The sequence below is a fragment of the Yoonia vestfoldensis DSM 16212 genome (assembly GCF_000382265.1).
GTDB classification, from domain to species: domain Bacteria; phylum Pseudomonadota; class Alphaproteobacteria; order Rhodobacterales; family Rhodobacteraceae; genus Yoonia; species Yoonia vestfoldensis.
Window position 1 is genome coordinate 175,624 of the sequence record NZ_KB907977.1, and the last position, 15,971, is coordinate 191,594.

Here is a 15,971-nt window from a genome sequence, read left to right on the forward strand (position 1 = left end):
GCCCCGATGCGCATATTCGTAGCCTGACACAGAAGGTCCGCACCATGTTTATCCAGACCGAATCGACCCCTAATCCCGCGACGCTGAAATTCTTGCCGGGCCAAAATGTGCTCGAAGTCGGCACCGCCGATTTCCCGAGCGTGGAAGCCGCACAGAATTCGCCCCTCGCCCAGCGCATCTTTGCGACCGGCGGCGTGTCGGGTGTGTTCTTCGGGATCGACTTCGTGACCGTGACGAAAAGCGATGACGTGGAATGGGACCATATCAAGCCAGGCATCCTTGGCGCGATCATGGAACATTACCAGTCGGGCCAATCAGTCATGGCCGCCGACCATAAACCCGTCAGCGGCCATGCAGACCACAGCGGCGAAGATGCCGAGATCGTCACCCAGATCAAGGAATTGCTGGACACCCGCGTCCGCCCTGCGGTGGCGCAGGACGGCGGCGACATCACCTTCCACGGCTTTGACCGTGGCATCGTCTATCTGCATATGCAGGGCGCCTGCGCCGGTTGCCCGTCCTCTACGCTGACGCTGAAGATGGGCATCGAGAACCTGCTGCGCCACTACATCCCCGAGGTGATCGAGGTGCGGCCAGTTGCCGCCTGACACCAGACTGATCGCATTCGACACATCGGCGGCGCATTGCGCCGCCGCTTTGCTGTTGGGCGACCGTATCGTCACCCGCGTCGATGACATGGCCAAGGGACAGGCCGAACATCTGATGCCGATGCTGGAGGAAATGCTCGCCGCCGAAGGGCTGGGATGGCGCGATCTGGATGGAATCGGCGTCGGCACCGGGCCGGGCAATTTTACGGGTATCCGCATTTCGGTCAGCGCGGCGCGTGGTCTGGCCTTGGGGCTGGGCAAGCCTGCGGTGGGTGTGTCGGTGTTCGACACGACACGGCAGCTGTCCGGTTGGGCGCAGGTCGCAGTGCCTGCGCCGCGCGATCAGGCTTATCTGATGGATTTCGACCGCGCGGCCACGCCGGTCCTCGTCGCTTCGGCGGCCTTGGGCGCCGTGGCGCTGTCGACCGAACACAGCCCCGAAGCGCATATCGGTTGCATGGCACAGATCGCGGCAGGCCGGATCGGCGGGGACAATCCCCGCCCTACCCCGCTTTATGTCCGCCCCGCCGATGCCGCCCCCGCGCGGGATGCAGCACCTGTGATCCTGCCATGACGCCAGAGGCGCTGGCCAAGCTCCACGCCGCGGCTTTTTCGAGCATGCGCACATGGTCAGCGACGGAATTCCGCGACCTTCTGAACCAGCCGGGTGCGATCCTTGCGGGTGATGACCGCGCCTTTGCCCTGCTGCGCGTGACGCTGGACGAGGCCGAGGTGCTGACTGTCGCCACCGCCCCCGCGTATCGCCGCAAAGGGCTGGCGCGCTCCACACTGGCGCAGGCCGAACAGGCGGCAAAGGCGGCGGGCGCAAACGTGGTCTTTCTAGAGGTCGCCGAGGACAACCAGGCCGCGCGCGCCCTTTATGCGCAGGCGGGCTATGCCCAGATCGGCCGACGGCCGGGATATTATCTGCCCAAAGATGCAGCACCGGTCGCGGCACTTGTGCTACGCAAGGCGCTGAGCGCGCCATAACGCCGCGTCAGGCACAAAACGCGCGATCAATCCTGTGACAGATGCCCGTTTTCGCACAAAAACCAGTTGATCTTCGCCGCGCGGCCATGCCTTATCTTGCGATGGCCCGACACTGATCGGCTCGGTAATCAACAGAAGGCGCGGGCTGACAGCCGGTTGGACTTCGCAAACGACTTGGGAGACTACAATGACCATGATGCATAAATTTCTTGGCGCTTCGGCGGCGCTGGCGCTGACGGCGGGTGCCGCGATGGCCGATCCTGCGATCCTGTTCGATCTGGGTGGCAAGTTCGACAAATCCTTCAACGAAAGCGCCTATAACGGGGCCGAGCGTTGGGCGACAGAAACCGGCGGCGCCTATGCCGAGGTCGAAATCCAGTCCGATGCGCAGCGCGAACAGGCAATCCGCCGCTTTGCCGAGGCAGGCGCCAACCCGATCGTCATGGCCGGTTTCGCTTGGGCCAGCGCGCTGGAACGGATCGCACCTGATTATCCAGACACCCGCTTTACGATCATCGACATGGTCGTGGACGCACCGAACGTCCGGTCCGTCGTGTTCAACGAACATGAAGGGTCCTATCTGGTCGGCATGCTGGCCGCGATGGCATCCGAGACCGGCACCGTGTCCTTTATCGGCGGTATGGACATCCCGCTGATCCGCAAGTTCGGCTGCGGCTATGCCCAGGGCGTCAAGGCCGTGAACCCCGATGCGACCGTCATCGCCAACATGACCGGCACGACACCCGCCGCATGGAACGATCCGGTCCGCGGGTCGGAACTGACGCTGGCGCAGATCAGCCAAGGGTCTGACGTTGTATTCGCTGCCGCTGGCGGCACCGGGGTGGGCGTTCTGCAAACCGCAGCCGACAGCGACATCCTGTCGATCGGCGTCGATGCCAACCAGAACTTCCTGCACCCCGGCGAAGTCCTGACCTCGATGCTCAAGCGCGTGGACAATGCTGTTTATGAGGCGTTCACCCAGGGCGAAGCGCTGGAAACAGGCTTCAACGTCATGGGGATCGCGAACGAAGGTGTGGGTTATGCGCTGGATGAATTCAACGCCGACCTGATCACAGCCGACATGCAGGCCGCCGTGGATGCCGCCGCCGCCGAAATCGCGGCCGGAACCTTGATGGTCCATGATTACACATCCGACGAAAGCTGCCCTGCCCTGACGTTCTAAGACGCCCCTCAGGCCACAACAGACAGGGCCGCGCTGATATTCATCCGCGCGGCCTTTTTGCATAAAAACAGGTGCCGCATGACCGCCACAGCCCCCGCCATCGAACTCAAAGGCATCTCCAAGGCTTTCGGCCCGGTGCAGGCCAACAAGGATATTTCCATCCGCGTCATGCCCGGCACGATCCACGGGATCATCGGCGAAAATGGCGCGGGCAAATCGACGCTGATGTCGATCCTCTACGGCTTCTACAAGGCCGACAAAGGCGAGATTTTCATCGCCGGCAAAAAGACCAATATCACCGACAGCCAGGCCGCGATTGCCGCAGGCATCGGCATGGTGTTCCAGCATTTCAAGCTGGTCGAGAATTTCACCGTCCTTGAAAACATCATCCTCGGGGCCGAGGACAGCGGGTTGCTGCGCCCCTCTCTGGCGCGCGCGCGGCGCGAATTGAAGGCGCTGGCGGAGGAATACGAACTCAACGTCGATCCCGATGCGGTGATCGAGGATGTGGGCGTCGGCATGCAGCAGCGTGTCGAGATCCTCAAAGCCTTGTACCGGCAGGCCGACATCCTGATTCTGGACGAACCCACCGGCGTGCTGACCCCCGCCGAGGCGGACCATCTGTTCCGCATCCTTGAAAACCTGCGCCGCGAAGGCAAGACGATCATCCTGATCACGCATAAGCTGCGCGAAATCATGGATATCACCGACACCGTCAGCGTGATGCGCCGGGGCGAGATGACGGCGACCGTCAAGACATCCGAAACCAGCCCCGCGGAACTGGCCGAACTGATGGTCGGGCGCAAGGTGCTGTTGCGTGTGGACAAGACACCGCCGGTAATCGGGCGCAAGATATTGGAAGTGCGCGACCTGAACGTCACCGACGCCAAGGGCGTCCACCGCGTCAAAGGCGTCAGTTTCGATGTGCATGCGGGCGAGATTCTGGGCATCGCCGGGGTCGCAGGCAATGGGCAATCCGAATTGCTGGAGGTGCTGGGCGGCTATGAAAAGGCCACCGGCAGCGTGCGGATGAACGGCGAGGACATTGACCTGACCGGCGCGCGGTCTGACGGGCAAAGCAGGCGCGCGCGCGGCATCGCCCATGTCCCCGAGGACCGCCAGCGCGAAGGGCTGATCATGGATTTCCACGCTTGGGAAAACACCGCTTTTGGCTATCACAATGACGCGCGCTATCAACGCTCGAAGCTGTTTATGGACAACCAGGCGATCCTGAAGGACACCGAGGACAAGATGGCCCGTTTCGACGTGCGCCCGCCTGATCCGAAACTAGCGGCGAAAAACTTTTCCGGCGGCAACCAGCAGAAAATCGTCCTTGCCCGCGAGATCGAGCGCAACCCCGACCTGCTGTTGATCGGCCAGCCCACACGCGGCGTCGATATCGGCGCGATCGAGTTCATCCACCAGCAGATTGTTGCACTAAGGGATCAGGGCAAGGCAATCTTGCTGGTTTCGGTCGAGTTGGAGGAAATTTTGTCCCTTTCGGACCGGATCGCCGTTATGTTCGACGGAAAAATGATGGGCGAGCGGATGCCACAAGAAACGAACGAGAAAGAACTGGGTCTGCTAATGGCTGGCATGACGACCGAGCCTGCAGGTGGTCCATTTCAGGCGGTTGCCGACAACCTTGCCTATGCCGGCGGCGACACCGGCAAGGGGGCCTGAGCATGGACGTGATGCCGAAATGGGCCGATGTGATCCTGATCCCGCTGATCTCGATCCTGCTGGCGGCGGTGCTGTCGGCGCTGGTGATCCTTGCTATCGGTGAAAACCCGTGGGCCGCGCTCAAGCTGATGGTCGAGGGTGCGCTGGGGTCCACCTATGGCTGGGGCTACACGCTGTATTACGCCACCAACTTCATCTTTACGGGCCTTGCCGTGTCCATCGCCTTCCATGCGCGGCTGTTCAACATCGGCGGCGAAGGTCAGGCCGTGCTGGGTGGCTTGGGCGTGGCGCTGGCCTGTCTTTACATCCCTTGGCCGCATTGGACGGTCGCGCTGCTGGGTGCCAGCCTGATGGCGGCGGCATTCGGTGCGGCATGGGCGGCGATCCCCGCCTTTTTGCAAGCGAAACGCGGCAGCCATATCGTGATCACCACGATCATGTTCAACTTCATCGCGGCGGCGCTGCTCAACTACCTGCTGATCGGCGCGCTGAAGGTGCCGGGGTCGATGGAACCGGCCACCGCGACTTTCCCGCCCGCAACGCACCTGCCGTCATTTCAGGACATGTTCAATTTCGGCGAAACGACGTTTTTCCGTGGCGCACCGGCCAATGTCACCTTTTTCGTGGCGGTCGGCGCCTGTATCGCGCTTTGGGCGCTGATCTGGCGCACCCGGCTGGGGTATGAACTGCGGTCTTTCGGTCATTCGGAATCAGCCGCGAAATATGCGGGCATCAGCCCGACCAAGATTATCATGGTCACCATGCTCATTTCCGGCGGCTTGGCCGGCATGATGGCCATCAACAACGTGCAGGGCGAGGCCGAACGGCTGGTCCTGAACGCAGTGGAGGGGGCGGGCTTTATCGGCATCGCCGTCGCACTGATGGGGCGCAGCCATCCTTTCGGGGTATTGCTGGCGGCCCTTCTTTTCGGCTTCCTGTATCAAGGCGGCGCAGAACTCGCCCTATGGACGTCGATACCACGTGAACTGATCATCGTTATACAGGCTTTGGTGATCCTGTTCACGGGCGCACTGGACAATATGGTGCGCATGCCGCTCGAGCGGCTGTTCCTGACAATGAGGAGAGCAAAACAATGATGGCAGGACCTTTCAAGATCGGTGTCGAGGATGACACCGGCGCGGACCTCGGCTTTGTGCTGAGTTGTCTGGCGCTTGGCATGATCACGATGGACGAATTGCACCAGTGGATTCACCATGTGATCGCGCAAACCCCCGGTGGCGACGTGCCGCCGCATCTGGTGGCGTTGCTCGCGGTCAAGAACCGCGCCAACGTGTTCCGCCCGAACGAGGCCGTGATGCGCCGCATCCCGCATGATCCGTTCATCACCGATGACCGGTTCGACGCGATGCTGGGCTTGCAGTTCTTCATGCGCCGCGACAAGCCGCAGGTGAACGACATCACCCAGGCCGAGGCCGAGGCCGCCCTGCGCCGCAACCCCGAAGTCGCCGACCGCTTCTTCGCGCTGTTTCCTTTCCTGATGGAGGCTGTTGCCTAAATGGACTTCGCTACCCTTCTGCAAATGCTGGACGCAACACTGCGTCTGGCAACACCGCTTTTGCTGGCCTGTCTGGCCGGTTTGTTTTCAGAGCGGGCCGGTATCTTTGATATCGGGCTGGAAGGGAAAATGCTGGCGGCAGCTTTCATGTCGGCGGCGATCGCGGCGGTCACGGGCGATGTCTGGCTGGGGCTGCTTGCGGGGATCGGCGCGTCGCTGGTCCTGTCGGGCATCCACGGGCTCGCGTCGATCACGTTCCGGGGCAATCAGCTGATTTCAGGGGTGGCGATCAACTTTCTTGCTGCGGGTCTGACTGTCGTCGTCGCGCAAAGCTGGTTCCGGCAAGGCGGGCGCACCCCGCAACTGTCCGGCGACGGGCGGTTCAACCCGATCACCCTGCCTTTTGCGGAAACGCTCCGCGATGTGCCCGTGATTGGGCCGATTTATTATGAGCTGATTTCGGGGCACACGATCCTTGTCTATGTCGCGCTTTTGGCGGTTCCGGTGACATGGTGGTTGCTTTATCGCACGCGGTTCGGCCTGCGCCTACGCGCCGTGGGTGAAAACCCTGCCGCTGTCGACACTGCTGGCGTGTCGGTGGTGGGGTTGCGTTTTGCCGCTGTCGGCATCTGCGGCGTGCTCTGCGGCATCGCGGGGGCCTATCTGGCGACGGCATTGCAGGCCGGTTTCGTCAAGGACATGAGCGCGGGGCGCGGCTATATCGCGCTGGCGGCGCTGATCTTTGCCAAGTGGCGGCCGTGGTATGCGCTTTATGCCTGTCTGCTGTTCGGCTTCCTGCAGGCCTTGTCGTTGCGCCCCGATATCATCACAGGCGTGATCGGCTTCCGCGTCAACGGCCAGTTCCTCGACGTGCTGCCCTATATCCTGACCGTGATCATTCTGGCCGGTTTCGTCGGCAAGGCGATCCCCCCCCGTGCAGGAGGCGCGCCCTATGTCAAAGAACGCTGAAGCGCTTGCCGCGCAGATCAGGGCGATCGCGGGCGCTGCGCCGGTGCGGCTCGGCCTGATCCTCGGCTCCGGCCTAGGCCATATCGCCGAGGCCGTGGACGGCGTGGCAATCACCTATGACGATCTGCCGGGCTTTCCCCATGCGGGCGTGTCGGGCCACAACCCCAAGCTGGTGATCGGCGATCTGGAAGGCGTGCGTGTCGCCGTTTTCGGCGGTCGCGCGCATTACTATGAAAAGGGCGTACCCGACGTCATGCGCTTGCCGCTGGAGGTGCTGCGCGCCCTTGGCGGGCAGGCGGTGATCGCGACCAATGCCGCAGGGTCGATGCAGGCGGATATGCCCACAGGGTCGATCATGTGCATCAACGATCACATCAATTTCTCGGGCCTGAACCCGCTGATCGGGGAACCCACCGATGCGCGCTTTGTCCCGATGAAGGACGCCTATGACCCCGCGATCCGCACCGCCCTGCGCGCGGCGGCGGATAGCACGGGCACCGAGATGGCCGACGGGATTTACGCCTGGTATTCCGGCCCGTCGTTCGAAACCCCTGCCGAAATCCGCGCGATCGCGATGCTGGGGGCCGATGCCGTGGGCATGTCCACCGTGCCAGAGGTGATCCTTGCCCGTTTCCTTGGTCTGAAATCCGCCGCGATTTCCACCATCACCAATATGGCAGCGGGATTAAGCGACGAAGCAATCAGCCACGAACACACCAAGGCGATGGCCCCCATCGGTGCCGCCAAGCTGGAAACGGTGCTGCGCGCCTATCTGCGCGGACTGGCCACAGTGTGAGATCTCGGCAGGTTGTTCATCTGGTGCGGAGTTAAGCTGCGTGCGCCGGGCTTCAGCCGAGGATTCCGACGGATGAACACCCCAGATCAGAACGCCCGGACCACGTTTTATGGCCGAAACCTGACCGTTGTGCGCTTTCGGGGAAGCTGGCGCCTTTCACGCGCAAGGCAGCCGATCTTCTGGAGCAGCTTTGCCATGTCATCCTTCTGGGCCCTTCGCGTCCCTGACGCGAGGAGGTCTGACGTAGTGGCAAACCACACTTTCAAATGTCTCAATCAGGCAAGCAAGAGCGTTGCCAGAACCAAACCGATCGGAGACCGGACAAATGCCTGAACAAGCTATGTGGGTAAGCCGCGCTTTGAATGATATGTCGTTGATCAAGATGTTTACTTCCAACTTGTTTGAGACAAATAAAGATATCGCAATCGACGGGATCGATGCAAATTGGCGAGGAGAGTCACGGCTAGCCGGAAGCTTCCCGACGGAATTATATGGAAAGTTTCACGACCAACGCTTTGGAAAGTTGCCTGATTTCTTTACGGCAGGTAGCCATTGGGTCATGTCGTCGACCATGCGAGAGGTCTTCAATCGCTTCAACTTGGGTCAGACCGCCTTCTATCCGACGCGATTGTTCCAGCACGACCGCAAAACATTGATTGAAGGCGACTATTGCTGCGTGAGCTTCGGCGAAGCCCACCGCGTTTTCGTTCCTGAGGAATCGCCAAAGTTGCCTCGTTTTGGGACCCACCGGTGGAAACTCGGGGGCGGGGAGATTGATGGCGATGTTGCTGTGCGACGGTCCGCCATCCCCGATGTTGACGTGTTCCTCGACCCTCAAATGTGGGAGGTCCTGTTTCTGAGCGACAGGATTGTTCAGTCGCTGAAGGCAGCGAAGCTCACGCGGCGATTGGGGCTGCGAAAGTGCCGCATCGTCCAGAGTTAGGTCTCACCGCCAAAAGGCGGCGGTTGCGATGGCGAAGCAAAAGGCGGCAGAGCACCGTCCTTCTCCGGTTGCGCAGCGTCGCCAATCATCTACGCGAGGCTTGCCATCGGGCTTCAGGAACAGGGGCTCCGGGCGCGCAATCTGCACTTTGGTCAGCCAGAAGCGATCAGACAGTTCGCACCGCACAATTCTAGGCATGAATTATGCAAAAGACCTGAAATCAATGGGTCCTGTTTTCGGAGCGACACCGCCCCACGTGACGGAAATGCTGCGAACGCAGCTTAATCCGTGTGTGAGCATTTGACACAGGTCTCTGAAACGTCTTTGTTGCGCGCAGCGGCACAAGCCCCTGGAACAGCCCATGCTCATTTACCTTCCTATCGCCGAGGTTTCGGTGAATGCCTTTCTGTTACTCGGGTTGGGCGGTGCTGTGGGTGTGCTGTCGGGGATGTTCGGCGTCGGCGGCGGCTTCCTTATCACGCCCTTGCTGTTCTTTATCGGCATTCCGCCCGCAGTGGCCGTGGCCACCAGCACCAACCAGATCGTCGCCTCGTCGATTTCCGGCGTGCTTGCGCATTTCAAGCGCAAGACCGTCGATCTGCCCATGGGCATGGTGCTGCTGGTCGGCGGGTTGATCGGGTCGGCCATCGGCATCGTGATCTTCAACTACCTGCGGGCGCTGGGGCAGGTCGATCTGCTGGTGCAGCTTTGCTATGTCGTCTTTCTGGGCGCCATCGGGATGCTGATGTTCGTCGAAAGCCTGCGCGCGATCAGACGGGCCCGCAAGCCCGGCGCGCTGCCACAACGGCGCAAGCATAACTGGGTCCATAACCTGCCGTTCAAGATGAAATTCCGGGTGTCGGGCCTTTATATTTCGGTCATTCCGCCGATCCTGGTCGGGATGCTGGTCGGTATCCTCGCCGCGATCATGGGGGTCGGCGGCGGGTTCATCATGGTGCCTGCGATGATCTATCTGCTGGGCATGCCGACCAAGGTCGTGATCGGCACGTCCTTGTTGCAGATCATCTTTGTCGCCGCTTTCACCACGATGCTGCATGCAACGACGAACCAGACGGTGGACGTGCTGCTGGCGTTGCTGTTGCTGATCGGCGGCGTGATCGGCGCCCAGATCGGCACACGGATCGGGGTCAGGATGAAGGCCGAACAATTGCGCATCCTGCTGGCGATCATGGTGCTGGTCGTCTGCGGCAAGCTCGCCTTCGATCTGCTGGTGATGCCGTCCGAGCTTTATTCGCTTGGCCCCGAGGGACGGTCATGATCCGCCTGCTTGCCCTTTTCATGCTGCTGGCGCTGCCTGCAAAGGCCGAAGAAATCGTGCTGGGCCTCAGCCGTGACGAAGTCGCGATCACCGTCACCTTTCAAGGGTCCGAAATCGTCGTCTTTGGTGCGGTCAACAGGACGGCCCCGCCACCGCAGGACAGCAACCTTGGCGTTGTTGTCACCATTGCGGGCCCGCGTGAACCCGTCACCGTGCGGCGCAAGGCGCGGCGGATGGGCATCTGGGTCAACACGGATGCGGTTTTTGTGAATTCCGCCCCGTCCTTCTATGCGGTCGCCACCAGCGCCCCGATCGCCGAGATCCTGCGCGAGATCGAAGACCTGCGCTACCGGATCACGATCCCCCGCGCGATCCGGTCGGCGGGGGCGGTCGTCGAAGACAGCGTCGCCTTCACCGAGGCGCTGATCCGTATCAAGACAGATCAGGACCTCTATCAGATGCTCGAAGGGGCCGTGACGCTGGACCAGGACACGCTGTTCCGCAGCGCGATTTCCATGCCCGCCAACCTGATCGAAGGCAATTACGACGTCCGCATCTACCTGACCCGCAACGGTGCCGTGATCGACGATTACACAACCACCATTCCCGTCAACAAGGTCGGGCTGGAACGCTGGCTTTACAATCTCGCGCATGAACAGGCGTTCATCTATGGACTGCTGTCGCTGGCGATCGCGGTCGGTGCTGGCTGGCTTGCCTCAGCCGTGTTTTCTCTGCTGCGGCGCTAACCGCGCCCGATATGCGGCATCTTGGATGCCATGACCATCATGGTCTGCACATTCGCCTCTGGCGGCAATGACGCCATGTGGAACACCGCGCGGGCCACATCCTCGACCGCCATCGTTGGCAGAGGCGGCAGCCCTTCGGCGGCGCGCTTGACCTCCAGCCCCTGCACAAGTTCGGTGCGGGCATTGCCGATGTCGATCTGCCCGCAGGCGATATCGAACGCGCGGCCATCCAGCGTCAGCGTCTTGGTCAGGCCCGACACGCCGTGCTTGCTGGTGGTGTAACACACCGACCCTTCGCGCGGGGTATGGGCCGAAATCGACCCGTTGTTGATGATCCGCCCGCCTTGCGGTGTCTGGTGGCGCATCTGGCGGAACGCAGCGCGCGCGCACAGGAACATCCCAGTCAGGTTCACATCCAGCACCGCGCGCCAGTCATCCAACGCAATCTCGTCGATCGTGGTCTGCGGGCCGAACATCCCTGCATTGTTGAACAGGACATCCAGATGGCCGAAGGCGGTGAAAGCCGCATCGACAGCCCCTTCGTCCGTCACATCGCAAGGCAGAGGGACCGCATTGGGATGCGCCATTTCGGCCAGCGCCTCGGGCCTGCGCGCGATCAGGCCGACGCGCCAGCCCTGATCCAGAAAATGCAGCGCCGTGGCGCGACCGATCCCGGCGCTGGCGCCCGTGATGATGATGGTTTTCATGAATCCTCGCTTTGCAGTTCGAGTGTGGTGGCAGGCACGTCCAGATCATCCACGCCCAGCGCCAGTTCGGGCCGCGCCAGCCGGTTGCGCACGACCCAGCGCAATTGCGTTTCCGCCCGCGTGATCGCGACATAGGCAAGACGTTTCCACAAAGGCTGGCCCGCTTCCATCCGGCCCATGCGGCTTGCCACCTCGATATCGGGGGCGAAAACCTGCACCGTGTCCCATTGCGACCCTTGCGCTTTGTGGATCGTCACAGCCGCGCCATGCAGAAAGGTCGCGCCCATCCGCGCCGCAAAGGGGATGAAGGGTTCGGCGTCGCCTTCCAGCTCGATCTTGACGATGCTGGCGGCTGAAATGCGCGGGTCTTCGGCTCCCATCACGTGCAGGCGCGAAAAACCGGGCTTCTTGCCGGGGCCAAGATAGATGACCTGCGCGCCTTTGATCAGCCCGCGCGCCTCCAGATCCAAACGTTTCTTGCGGTGCTTGAGCGGCAGTTCGATCCCGTCGCAGATCAGGGGTTCCCCCGGCAGCAAGGCGTCGGGCGGCGCGTTGAACGCAGCGCGGAACGCATGGATCAGCTTGATCCGCGTCGCATTGCGCCAGACCAGACAGGGCGACCGCGCCATCAGATCGGCCTCGACCCGCTGGGCCATGACGACGCGCTCGTCGCGGGCGGCGGCCTCGGCCACCATCCGCTCAAAGGCGTAGAAATCCAGCATCGGATCAGCCAGGGCATGGGCCAGATCAAGGATCGGGTTGTCGGCATCCTGCCGGTGGATACGGCTGAGCGTCAGCACGCGGGATTTGGGCAGGGTTTCGAACACCATGCCGCCACTGGATTGCACGGGCGGCAATTGGGCAGGATCACCGAAGAGCAGCAGGGTCGGGAAAATTTCTTTCAGGTCCTCAAACTGCTTGGCATCCAGCATCGAGCTTTCGTCCACAAATCCGATGTCCAGCGGCTCCTCGCGCCGTTTCCAGCCTGTGATGAAATCGCTGCCGCGCAGACCCGCCGCCGCCAAGGCCGCAGGCACCGAGGTATTGACCTGATAAGACGCCCAAGCGCGGTCGAGGCCCACATCGCTCAGCCCTTCGATGGTCGGGCGCTCGCCCTGCCCCGCCAGCCATTCGGCGATCTTTTCATATTCGGGGTCATAAACGGGGGTGTAAAGAATGCGGTGGATCGTCGTCGCGGGCACGCCGCGGTTGCGCAAAACGCTGGCCGCCTTGTTGGTGGGGGCAAGGATGGCCAGCGTGCGGCGGTCCTTGCGCTTGCGCCCTTCCCAGTCGCCGGAAATCACATCGACGCCCGCCTCGGCCAAAGCTTTGTAAAGCTGGGCCAGCAGCATCGTCTTGCCCGACCCCGCCTTGCCGATCACGGCCAGAACCGAGGATTTATCGCTTTGCGGCGGTTGCAGCAGGTGATCATCCAGATCGACGCCCGCTTGGCGCAGCGCGATGGCGACATTGTCCCAGGCTTCGGCCTGGTCTTCGGAAAAGGTGATCACGGGGGCGTTCATGGCGGCGACATTAGCCGCGCCAGCCACCCGTCACCACCGCCTTCCGCATCTTCCGAGCATAAATATCCCCGCGCGGAGCGCATCCTGCCCTTTGCGCGCCACCACCCGGTGGTGATGACGCGCGGGGGTGATCTCAGCGCCCCTCCCGTGACGCTTCGATCGTGTCGGCGAAGGTCCGCAGACCCATCACCGGTGCCTGCACCAGCACGGCCATATTGCCGGGTTTGTGTTCATTGCGGCGCATCTTGGTATGAGCAAGCGGAATTTCGTTCCACACGAAACACTCCGACATACACGGATCAAGACGACGTTCCACCATCAGGTTGTTGGCGGCACTCGCTTGTTTGAGATGCGCGAAGTGGCTTCCCTGCAGGCGTTTCTGGTGCATCCACATGTAACGGACGTCAAAAGTACAGTTGAACCCCGTGGTGCCTGCGCAGATCACGACCATGCCGCCTTTCTTGCAAACCAGCGACGAGACGGGGAACGTGGCCTCGCCCGGATGTTCGAACACCATATCGACGTTCTTGCCCTTGCCGGTGATGTCCCAGATCGCCTTGCCGAACCGGCGCGCCTCTTTCAGCCAGACGTCGTAGGCGGCGGTGTTGACGGTGGGCAATTGCCCCCAGCAGGAAAAATCGTTGCGGTTGATGACACCTTTTGCGCCCAGCGACATCACGAAATCACGCTTGCTTTCGTCGCTGATCACGCCGATCGCATTGGCCCCTGCCGTATTGATCAACTGGATCGCATAGGACCCCAGCCCGCCAGAGGCACCCCAGACCAGCACGTTCTGCCCGGGTTTCAGGTCATGCGGTTCATGGCCGAACAGCATCCGGTAAGCGGTGGCTAGCGTCAGCGTATAACAGGCGCTTTCTTCCCAAGTCAGGTGCTGCGGGCGCGGCATCAACTGCTGAGATTGCACGCGGGTGAATTGCGCAAATGATCCGTCGGCGGTTTCATAGCCCCAGATCCGCTGGCTGGGCGAATACATCGGGTCGCCGCCGTTGCAATCCTCGTCGTCGCCGTCATCCTGATTGCAATGCACCACGACTTCATCGCCGACCTTCCAGCGCTTGACCTTGTCGCCCACCGCCCAGACGATGCCCGCCGCGTCGGACCCAAGGATCGCATAGGGTGCCTTGTGAACATCGAAGGTCGACACGGGCTGCCCGAGGCAGGCCCACACGCCATTGTAATTGACGCCCGCCGCCATGACGAGAATGATCACTTCGTTGCTGTCAGGCTTGGGGCAATCGACGATTTCCAACTGCAAGGCGGTTTCGGGTTCGCCATGCCGTTCGCGGCGCAGCACCCAGGCATGCATCTGCGCAGGCAGATGGCCCAAGGGGGGCATTTCGCCCATGGCATAAAGGTCTTTGCGTTCGGCCGCATAAGCCGCTTCGCCAGAGGTCAGATCAAGGGCCATTTCCATCTCCATCGCGATCTATCCGTTGCGCCGCAGTGCAGAATCACGCGGGCTTGCTGGATAAATACGAAGCGTCGCGCAAGATTGCAACACTGGAAGATGTTATTTTGTAATTTTATGTCTGCCGCGTCGCAGAAACAGGCAGGGATTCACGGACCGCGTCAAAATGATGCGCGATGGAATTCGCGTAATAGGTCAGGATCGGCGCACCAAGATCGGTGATGCTGATCACATCACCGTCGCGCCGGATCAGGCGGCGTGCTTCCAGCCTGTTCAATGCGTCCGTGACGACGTCGTCGGCAGGACGGCGCGGACGCGGCACACGCTTTGCCTGCAACAATTTCAGCGTCTCTGTCACATCCTGCACCAACTGGCCGGTGCCAATCGGCGCATTGGCCAGCAGATGCCGGGCGACCAGCGGAACGCCCGGCACCGGCGTCACGTCCGCGATCCGCTGCATCAAGGTTTCAGCCAGCACCTGCGTCAGGTCGCCATCAGCGGTCGCCGCGAATGCCGAGAGTTCCAGAGGTTCGCCGAAACTGACCGATGCAGTGCCGAAATTATGGAACCGACCTGTGATCCGTTGCCAGAAATGCCGCCCGACGCGCCGCAATACATTCACCAGCGGCGGCCGGAACCGGCGCGTGCCGGCATTATGCGCCGCGATGAGGATCGTGTCCTCCAGCACACGGTCATAATTCAGCGCAACGGGAATAAAGATGACTTCGCGCCGCGCTGGATCGAAATCCTCGACGATATAGTTCAGCAGACCCGTGCGCGGCGGCGCGAGTTTGCCGTCAAGCGTCAGACCGCCTTCGGGAAACACCGCCTGACTGACGCCTGCGCGCGTCGCCATCTGCACATAGCGGGCCAATACCTTTCGATAGAGCGCACCGCGCGAATTGCGCCTGATGAAATAGGCCCCCATCGCGCGGATGATCGGCGACAAAGGCCAGACCCGCGCCCATTCGCCCACGGCATAGGACAGCGCGCCCGCATTGGCGGCCAGATAGGTGACAAGCACGTAATCCATGTTGCTGCGATGGTTGATGACGAAAACCACGGCTGCATTGGGGTCGATCTCGGCCATGCGCCTGCGATCAAGGGTGCCAAGCTGAATCCGGTACAGCGATTTCGACAGCCACCGCGCAAACCTGATCCCGATGCTGAAATAGGCAGTCGCGGAAAACGACGGTACGATCTCGCGGGCGTAGCTGCGGGCCTTCTCGAAGGCGACATTCTCGGGGACTCCGTTTTCGCGGGCGTGATCGACGACGGCCTGTGTCACCTCGGGGTCATAGATCAGGCGCTGGATCATGTCATAGCGGCGCGCCAGCTTGAACGGCTCGATCGGACGTTGCAGATTCTTGTTGACCCGCGCGATGACCCGCTCGGCGCGTTTGCGAAAAAACCAGCGGACGGACGGAAACAGGAAATGCGACGCGAACGTGACCCCGGCGAACAGAATGATCAGGACAAACGCCCAGACCGGGATGGAGATTGTTTGCGTCATCAGCAGAAAGTGACAGGGTTCCGCAACAAGGTAAATCCCGTCATGCCGCAACGCAGCGAATTGACAGCGCCACAAAATGACCGATA

General features: G+C 61.6%; 16 protein-coding genes. 12 read left to right on the plus strand and 4 right to left on the minus strand.

All coding sequences use genetic code 11. The features are described 5' to 3' along the window. The first annotated feature begins 44 nt into the window (after positions 1–44). From H147_RS0106790 to H147_RS0106845, 12 genes are all read left to right on the plus strand, one after another. On the plus strand, positions 45–608 hold the full coding sequence (locus H147_RS0106790; protein ID WP_019954601.1) for a NifU family protein: 564 nt from the start codon (positions 45–47) through the stop codon (positions 606–608). Then, on the plus strand, positions 598–1,182 hold the full coding sequence (gene tsaB / locus H147_RS0106795; RefSeq protein ID WP_019954602.1) for a tRNA (adenosine(37)-N6)-threonylcarbamoyltransferase complex dimerization subunit type 1 TsaB: 585 nt from the start codon (positions 598–600) through the stop codon (positions 1,180–1,182). The genes H147_RS0106790 and tsaB overlap by 11 nt, the downstream gene beginning before the upstream one ends. Beyond that, positions 1,179–1,598, plus strand: a complete 420-nt coding sequence (locus tag H147_RS0106800) for a GNAT family N-acetyltransferase (protein WP_019954603.1) — start codon at positions 1,179–1,181, stop codon at positions 1,596–1,598. The genes tsaB and H147_RS0106800 overlap by 4 nt, the downstream gene beginning before the upstream one ends. A 187-nt stretch (positions 1,599–1,785) precedes the next feature. Further along, complete coding sequence (locus H147_RS0106805; protein ID WP_019954604.1) at positions 1,786–2,781, plus strand: BMP family ABC transporter substrate-binding protein; 996 nt, start codon at positions 1,786–1,788, stop codon at positions 2,779–2,781. Positions 2,782–2,859: 78 nt separating this feature from the next. Further along, on the plus strand, positions 2,860–4,464 hold the full coding sequence (locus H147_RS0106810; RefSeq protein ID WP_019954605.1) for an ABC transporter ATP-binding protein: 1,605 nt from the start codon (positions 2,860–2,862) through the stop codon (positions 4,462–4,464). A 2-nt stretch (positions 4,465–4,466) separates the two neighbouring features. Continuing rightward, positions 4,467–5,561, plus strand: coding sequence for an ABC transporter permease (locus H147_RS0106815; RefSeq protein ID WP_019954606.1), 1,095 nt, complete (start codon positions 4,467–4,469; stop codon positions 5,559–5,561). Next, a complete protein-coding gene (locus H147_RS0106820) occupies positions 5,558–5,980 on the plus strand; it encodes a hypothetical protein (RefSeq protein ID WP_019954607.1) in 423 nt (140 codons plus the stop codon). Before H147_RS0106815 ends, H147_RS0106820 begins: the two co-directional genes overlap by 4 nt. Further along, positions 5,981–6,949 carry an ABC transporter permease gene (locus tag H147_RS0106825; protein ID WP_019954608.1) on the plus strand — a complete coding sequence of 323 codons (969 nt, stop codon included), beginning with the start codon at positions 5,981–5,983 and terminating at the stop codon, positions 6,947–6,949. Further along, complete coding sequence (locus H147_RS0106830; RefSeq protein ID WP_019954609.1) at positions 6,933–7,745, plus strand: purine-nucleoside phosphorylase; 813 nt, start codon at positions 6,933–6,935, stop codon at positions 7,743–7,745. The genes H147_RS0106825 and H147_RS0106830 overlap by 17 nt, the downstream gene beginning before the upstream one ends. Positions 7,746–8,070: 325 nt before the next feature. Beyond that, positions 8,071–8,688 carry an imm11 family protein gene (locus H147_RS0106835; protein WP_019954610.1) on the plus strand — a complete coding sequence of 206 codons (618 nt, stop codon included), beginning with the start codon at positions 8,071–8,073 and terminating at the stop codon, positions 8,686–8,688. A gap of 361 nt (positions 8,689–9,049) precedes the next feature. Beyond that, complete coding sequence (locus tag H147_RS0106840) at positions 9,050–9,967, plus strand: sulfite exporter TauE/SafE family protein (RefSeq protein ID WP_019954611.1); 918 nt, start codon at positions 9,050–9,052, stop codon at positions 9,965–9,967. After that, the gene (locus H147_RS0106845; protein ID WP_019954612.1) at positions 9,964–10,713 is read left to right on the plus strand and encodes a TIGR02186 family protein; all 750 of its coding nucleotides are present in this window, start codon (positions 9,964–9,966) and stop codon (positions 10,711–10,713) included. Before H147_RS0106840 ends, H147_RS0106845 begins: the two co-directional genes overlap by 4 nt. Here H147_RS0106845 and H147_RS0106850 read toward each other — a convergent pair. The 4 genes from H147_RS0106850 to H147_RS0106865 all read right to left on the minus strand — a co-directional run bounded on the left by H147_RS0106850 (position 10,710) and on the right by H147_RS0106865 (position 15,885). Further along, positions 10,710–11,420 carry an SDR family oxidoreductase gene (locus H147_RS0106850; RefSeq protein WP_019954613.1) on the minus strand — a complete coding sequence of 237 codons (711 nt, stop codon included), beginning with the start codon at positions 11,418–11,420 and terminating at the stop codon, positions 10,710–10,712. The two genes, H147_RS0106845 and H147_RS0106850, sit on opposite strands and share 4 nt — an antisense overlap. After that, positions 11,417–12,943: an ATP-dependent DNA helicase gene (locus tag H147_RS0106855; RefSeq protein WP_019954614.1), complete on the minus strand. Its 1,527-nt coding sequence runs from the start codon at positions 12,941–12,943 to the stop codon at positions 11,417–11,419. Before H147_RS0106855 ends, H147_RS0106850 begins: the two co-directional genes overlap by 4 nt. A gap of 133 nt (positions 12,944–13,076) precedes the next feature. Further along, complete coding sequence (ccrA, locus tag H147_RS0106860; protein ID WP_026352323.1) at positions 13,077–14,372, minus strand: crotonyl-CoA carboxylase/reductase; 1,296 nt, start codon at positions 14,370–14,372, stop codon at positions 13,077–13,079. A gap of 115 nt (positions 14,373–14,487) precedes the next feature. After that, a complete protein-coding gene (locus H147_RS0106865) occupies positions 14,488–15,885 on the minus strand; it encodes a 1-acyl-sn-glycerol-3-phosphate acyltransferase (protein WP_026352324.1) in 1,398 nt (465 codons plus the stop codon). Between the last annotated feature and the right edge of the window lie 86 nt (positions 15,886–15,971).

Coding starts and splice junctions, on each gene's coding strand:
- H147_RS0106790 (WP_019954601.1), top strand. CDS start 45: ATGTTTATCCAGACCGAATCGACCCCTAATCCCGCGACGCTGAAATTC.
- H147_RS0106800 (WP_019954603.1), top strand. CDS start 1,179: ATGACGCCAGAGGCGCTGGCCAAGCTCCACGCCGCGGCTTTTTCGAGC.
- H147_RS0106805 (WP_019954604.1), top strand. CDS start 1,786: ATGACCATGATGCATAAATTTCTTGGCGCTTCGGCGGCGCTGGCGCTG.
- H147_RS0106810 (WP_019954605.1), top strand. CDS start 2,860: ATGACCGCCACAGCCCCCGCCATCGAACTCAAAGGCATCTCCAAGGCT.
- H147_RS0106815 (WP_019954606.1), top strand. CDS start 4,467: ATGGACGTGATGCCGAAATGGGCCGATGTGATCCTGATCCCGCTGATC.
- H147_RS0106820 (WP_019954607.1), top strand. CDS start 5,558: ATGATGGCAGGACCTTTCAAGATCGGTGTCGAGGATGACACCGGCGCG.
- H147_RS0106825 (WP_019954608.1), top strand. CDS start 5,981: ATGGACTTCGCTACCCTTCTGCAAATGCTGGACGCAACACTGCGTCTG.
- H147_RS0106830 (WP_019954609.1), top strand. CDS start 6,933: ATGTCAAAGAACGCTGAAGCGCTTGCCGCGCAGATCAGGGCGATCGCG.
- H147_RS0106835 (WP_019954610.1), top strand. CDS start 8,071: ATGCCTGAACAAGCTATGTGGGTAAGCCGCGCTTTGAATGATATGTCG.
- H147_RS0106840 (WP_019954611.1), top strand. CDS start 9,050: ATGCTCATTTACCTTCCTATCGCCGAGGTTTCGGTGAATGCCTTTCTG.
- H147_RS0106845 (WP_019954612.1), top strand. CDS start 9,964: ATGATCCGCCTGCTTGCCCTTTTCATGCTGCTGGCGCTGCCTGCAAAG.
- H147_RS0106850 (WP_019954613.1), bottom strand. CDS start 11,420: ATGAAAACCATCATCATCACGGGCGCCAGCGCCGGGATCGGTCGCGCC.
- H147_RS0106855 (WP_019954614.1), bottom strand. CDS start 12,943: ATGAACGCCCCCGTGATCACCTTTTCCGAAGACCAGGCCGAAGCCTGG.
- ccrA (WP_026352323.1), bottom strand. CDS start 14,372: ATGGCCCTTGATCTGACCTCTGGCGAAGCGGCTTATGCGGCCGAACGC.
- H147_RS0106865 (WP_026352324.1), bottom strand. CDS start 15,885: ATGACGCAAACAATCTCCATCCCGGTCTGGGCGTTTGTCCTGATCATT.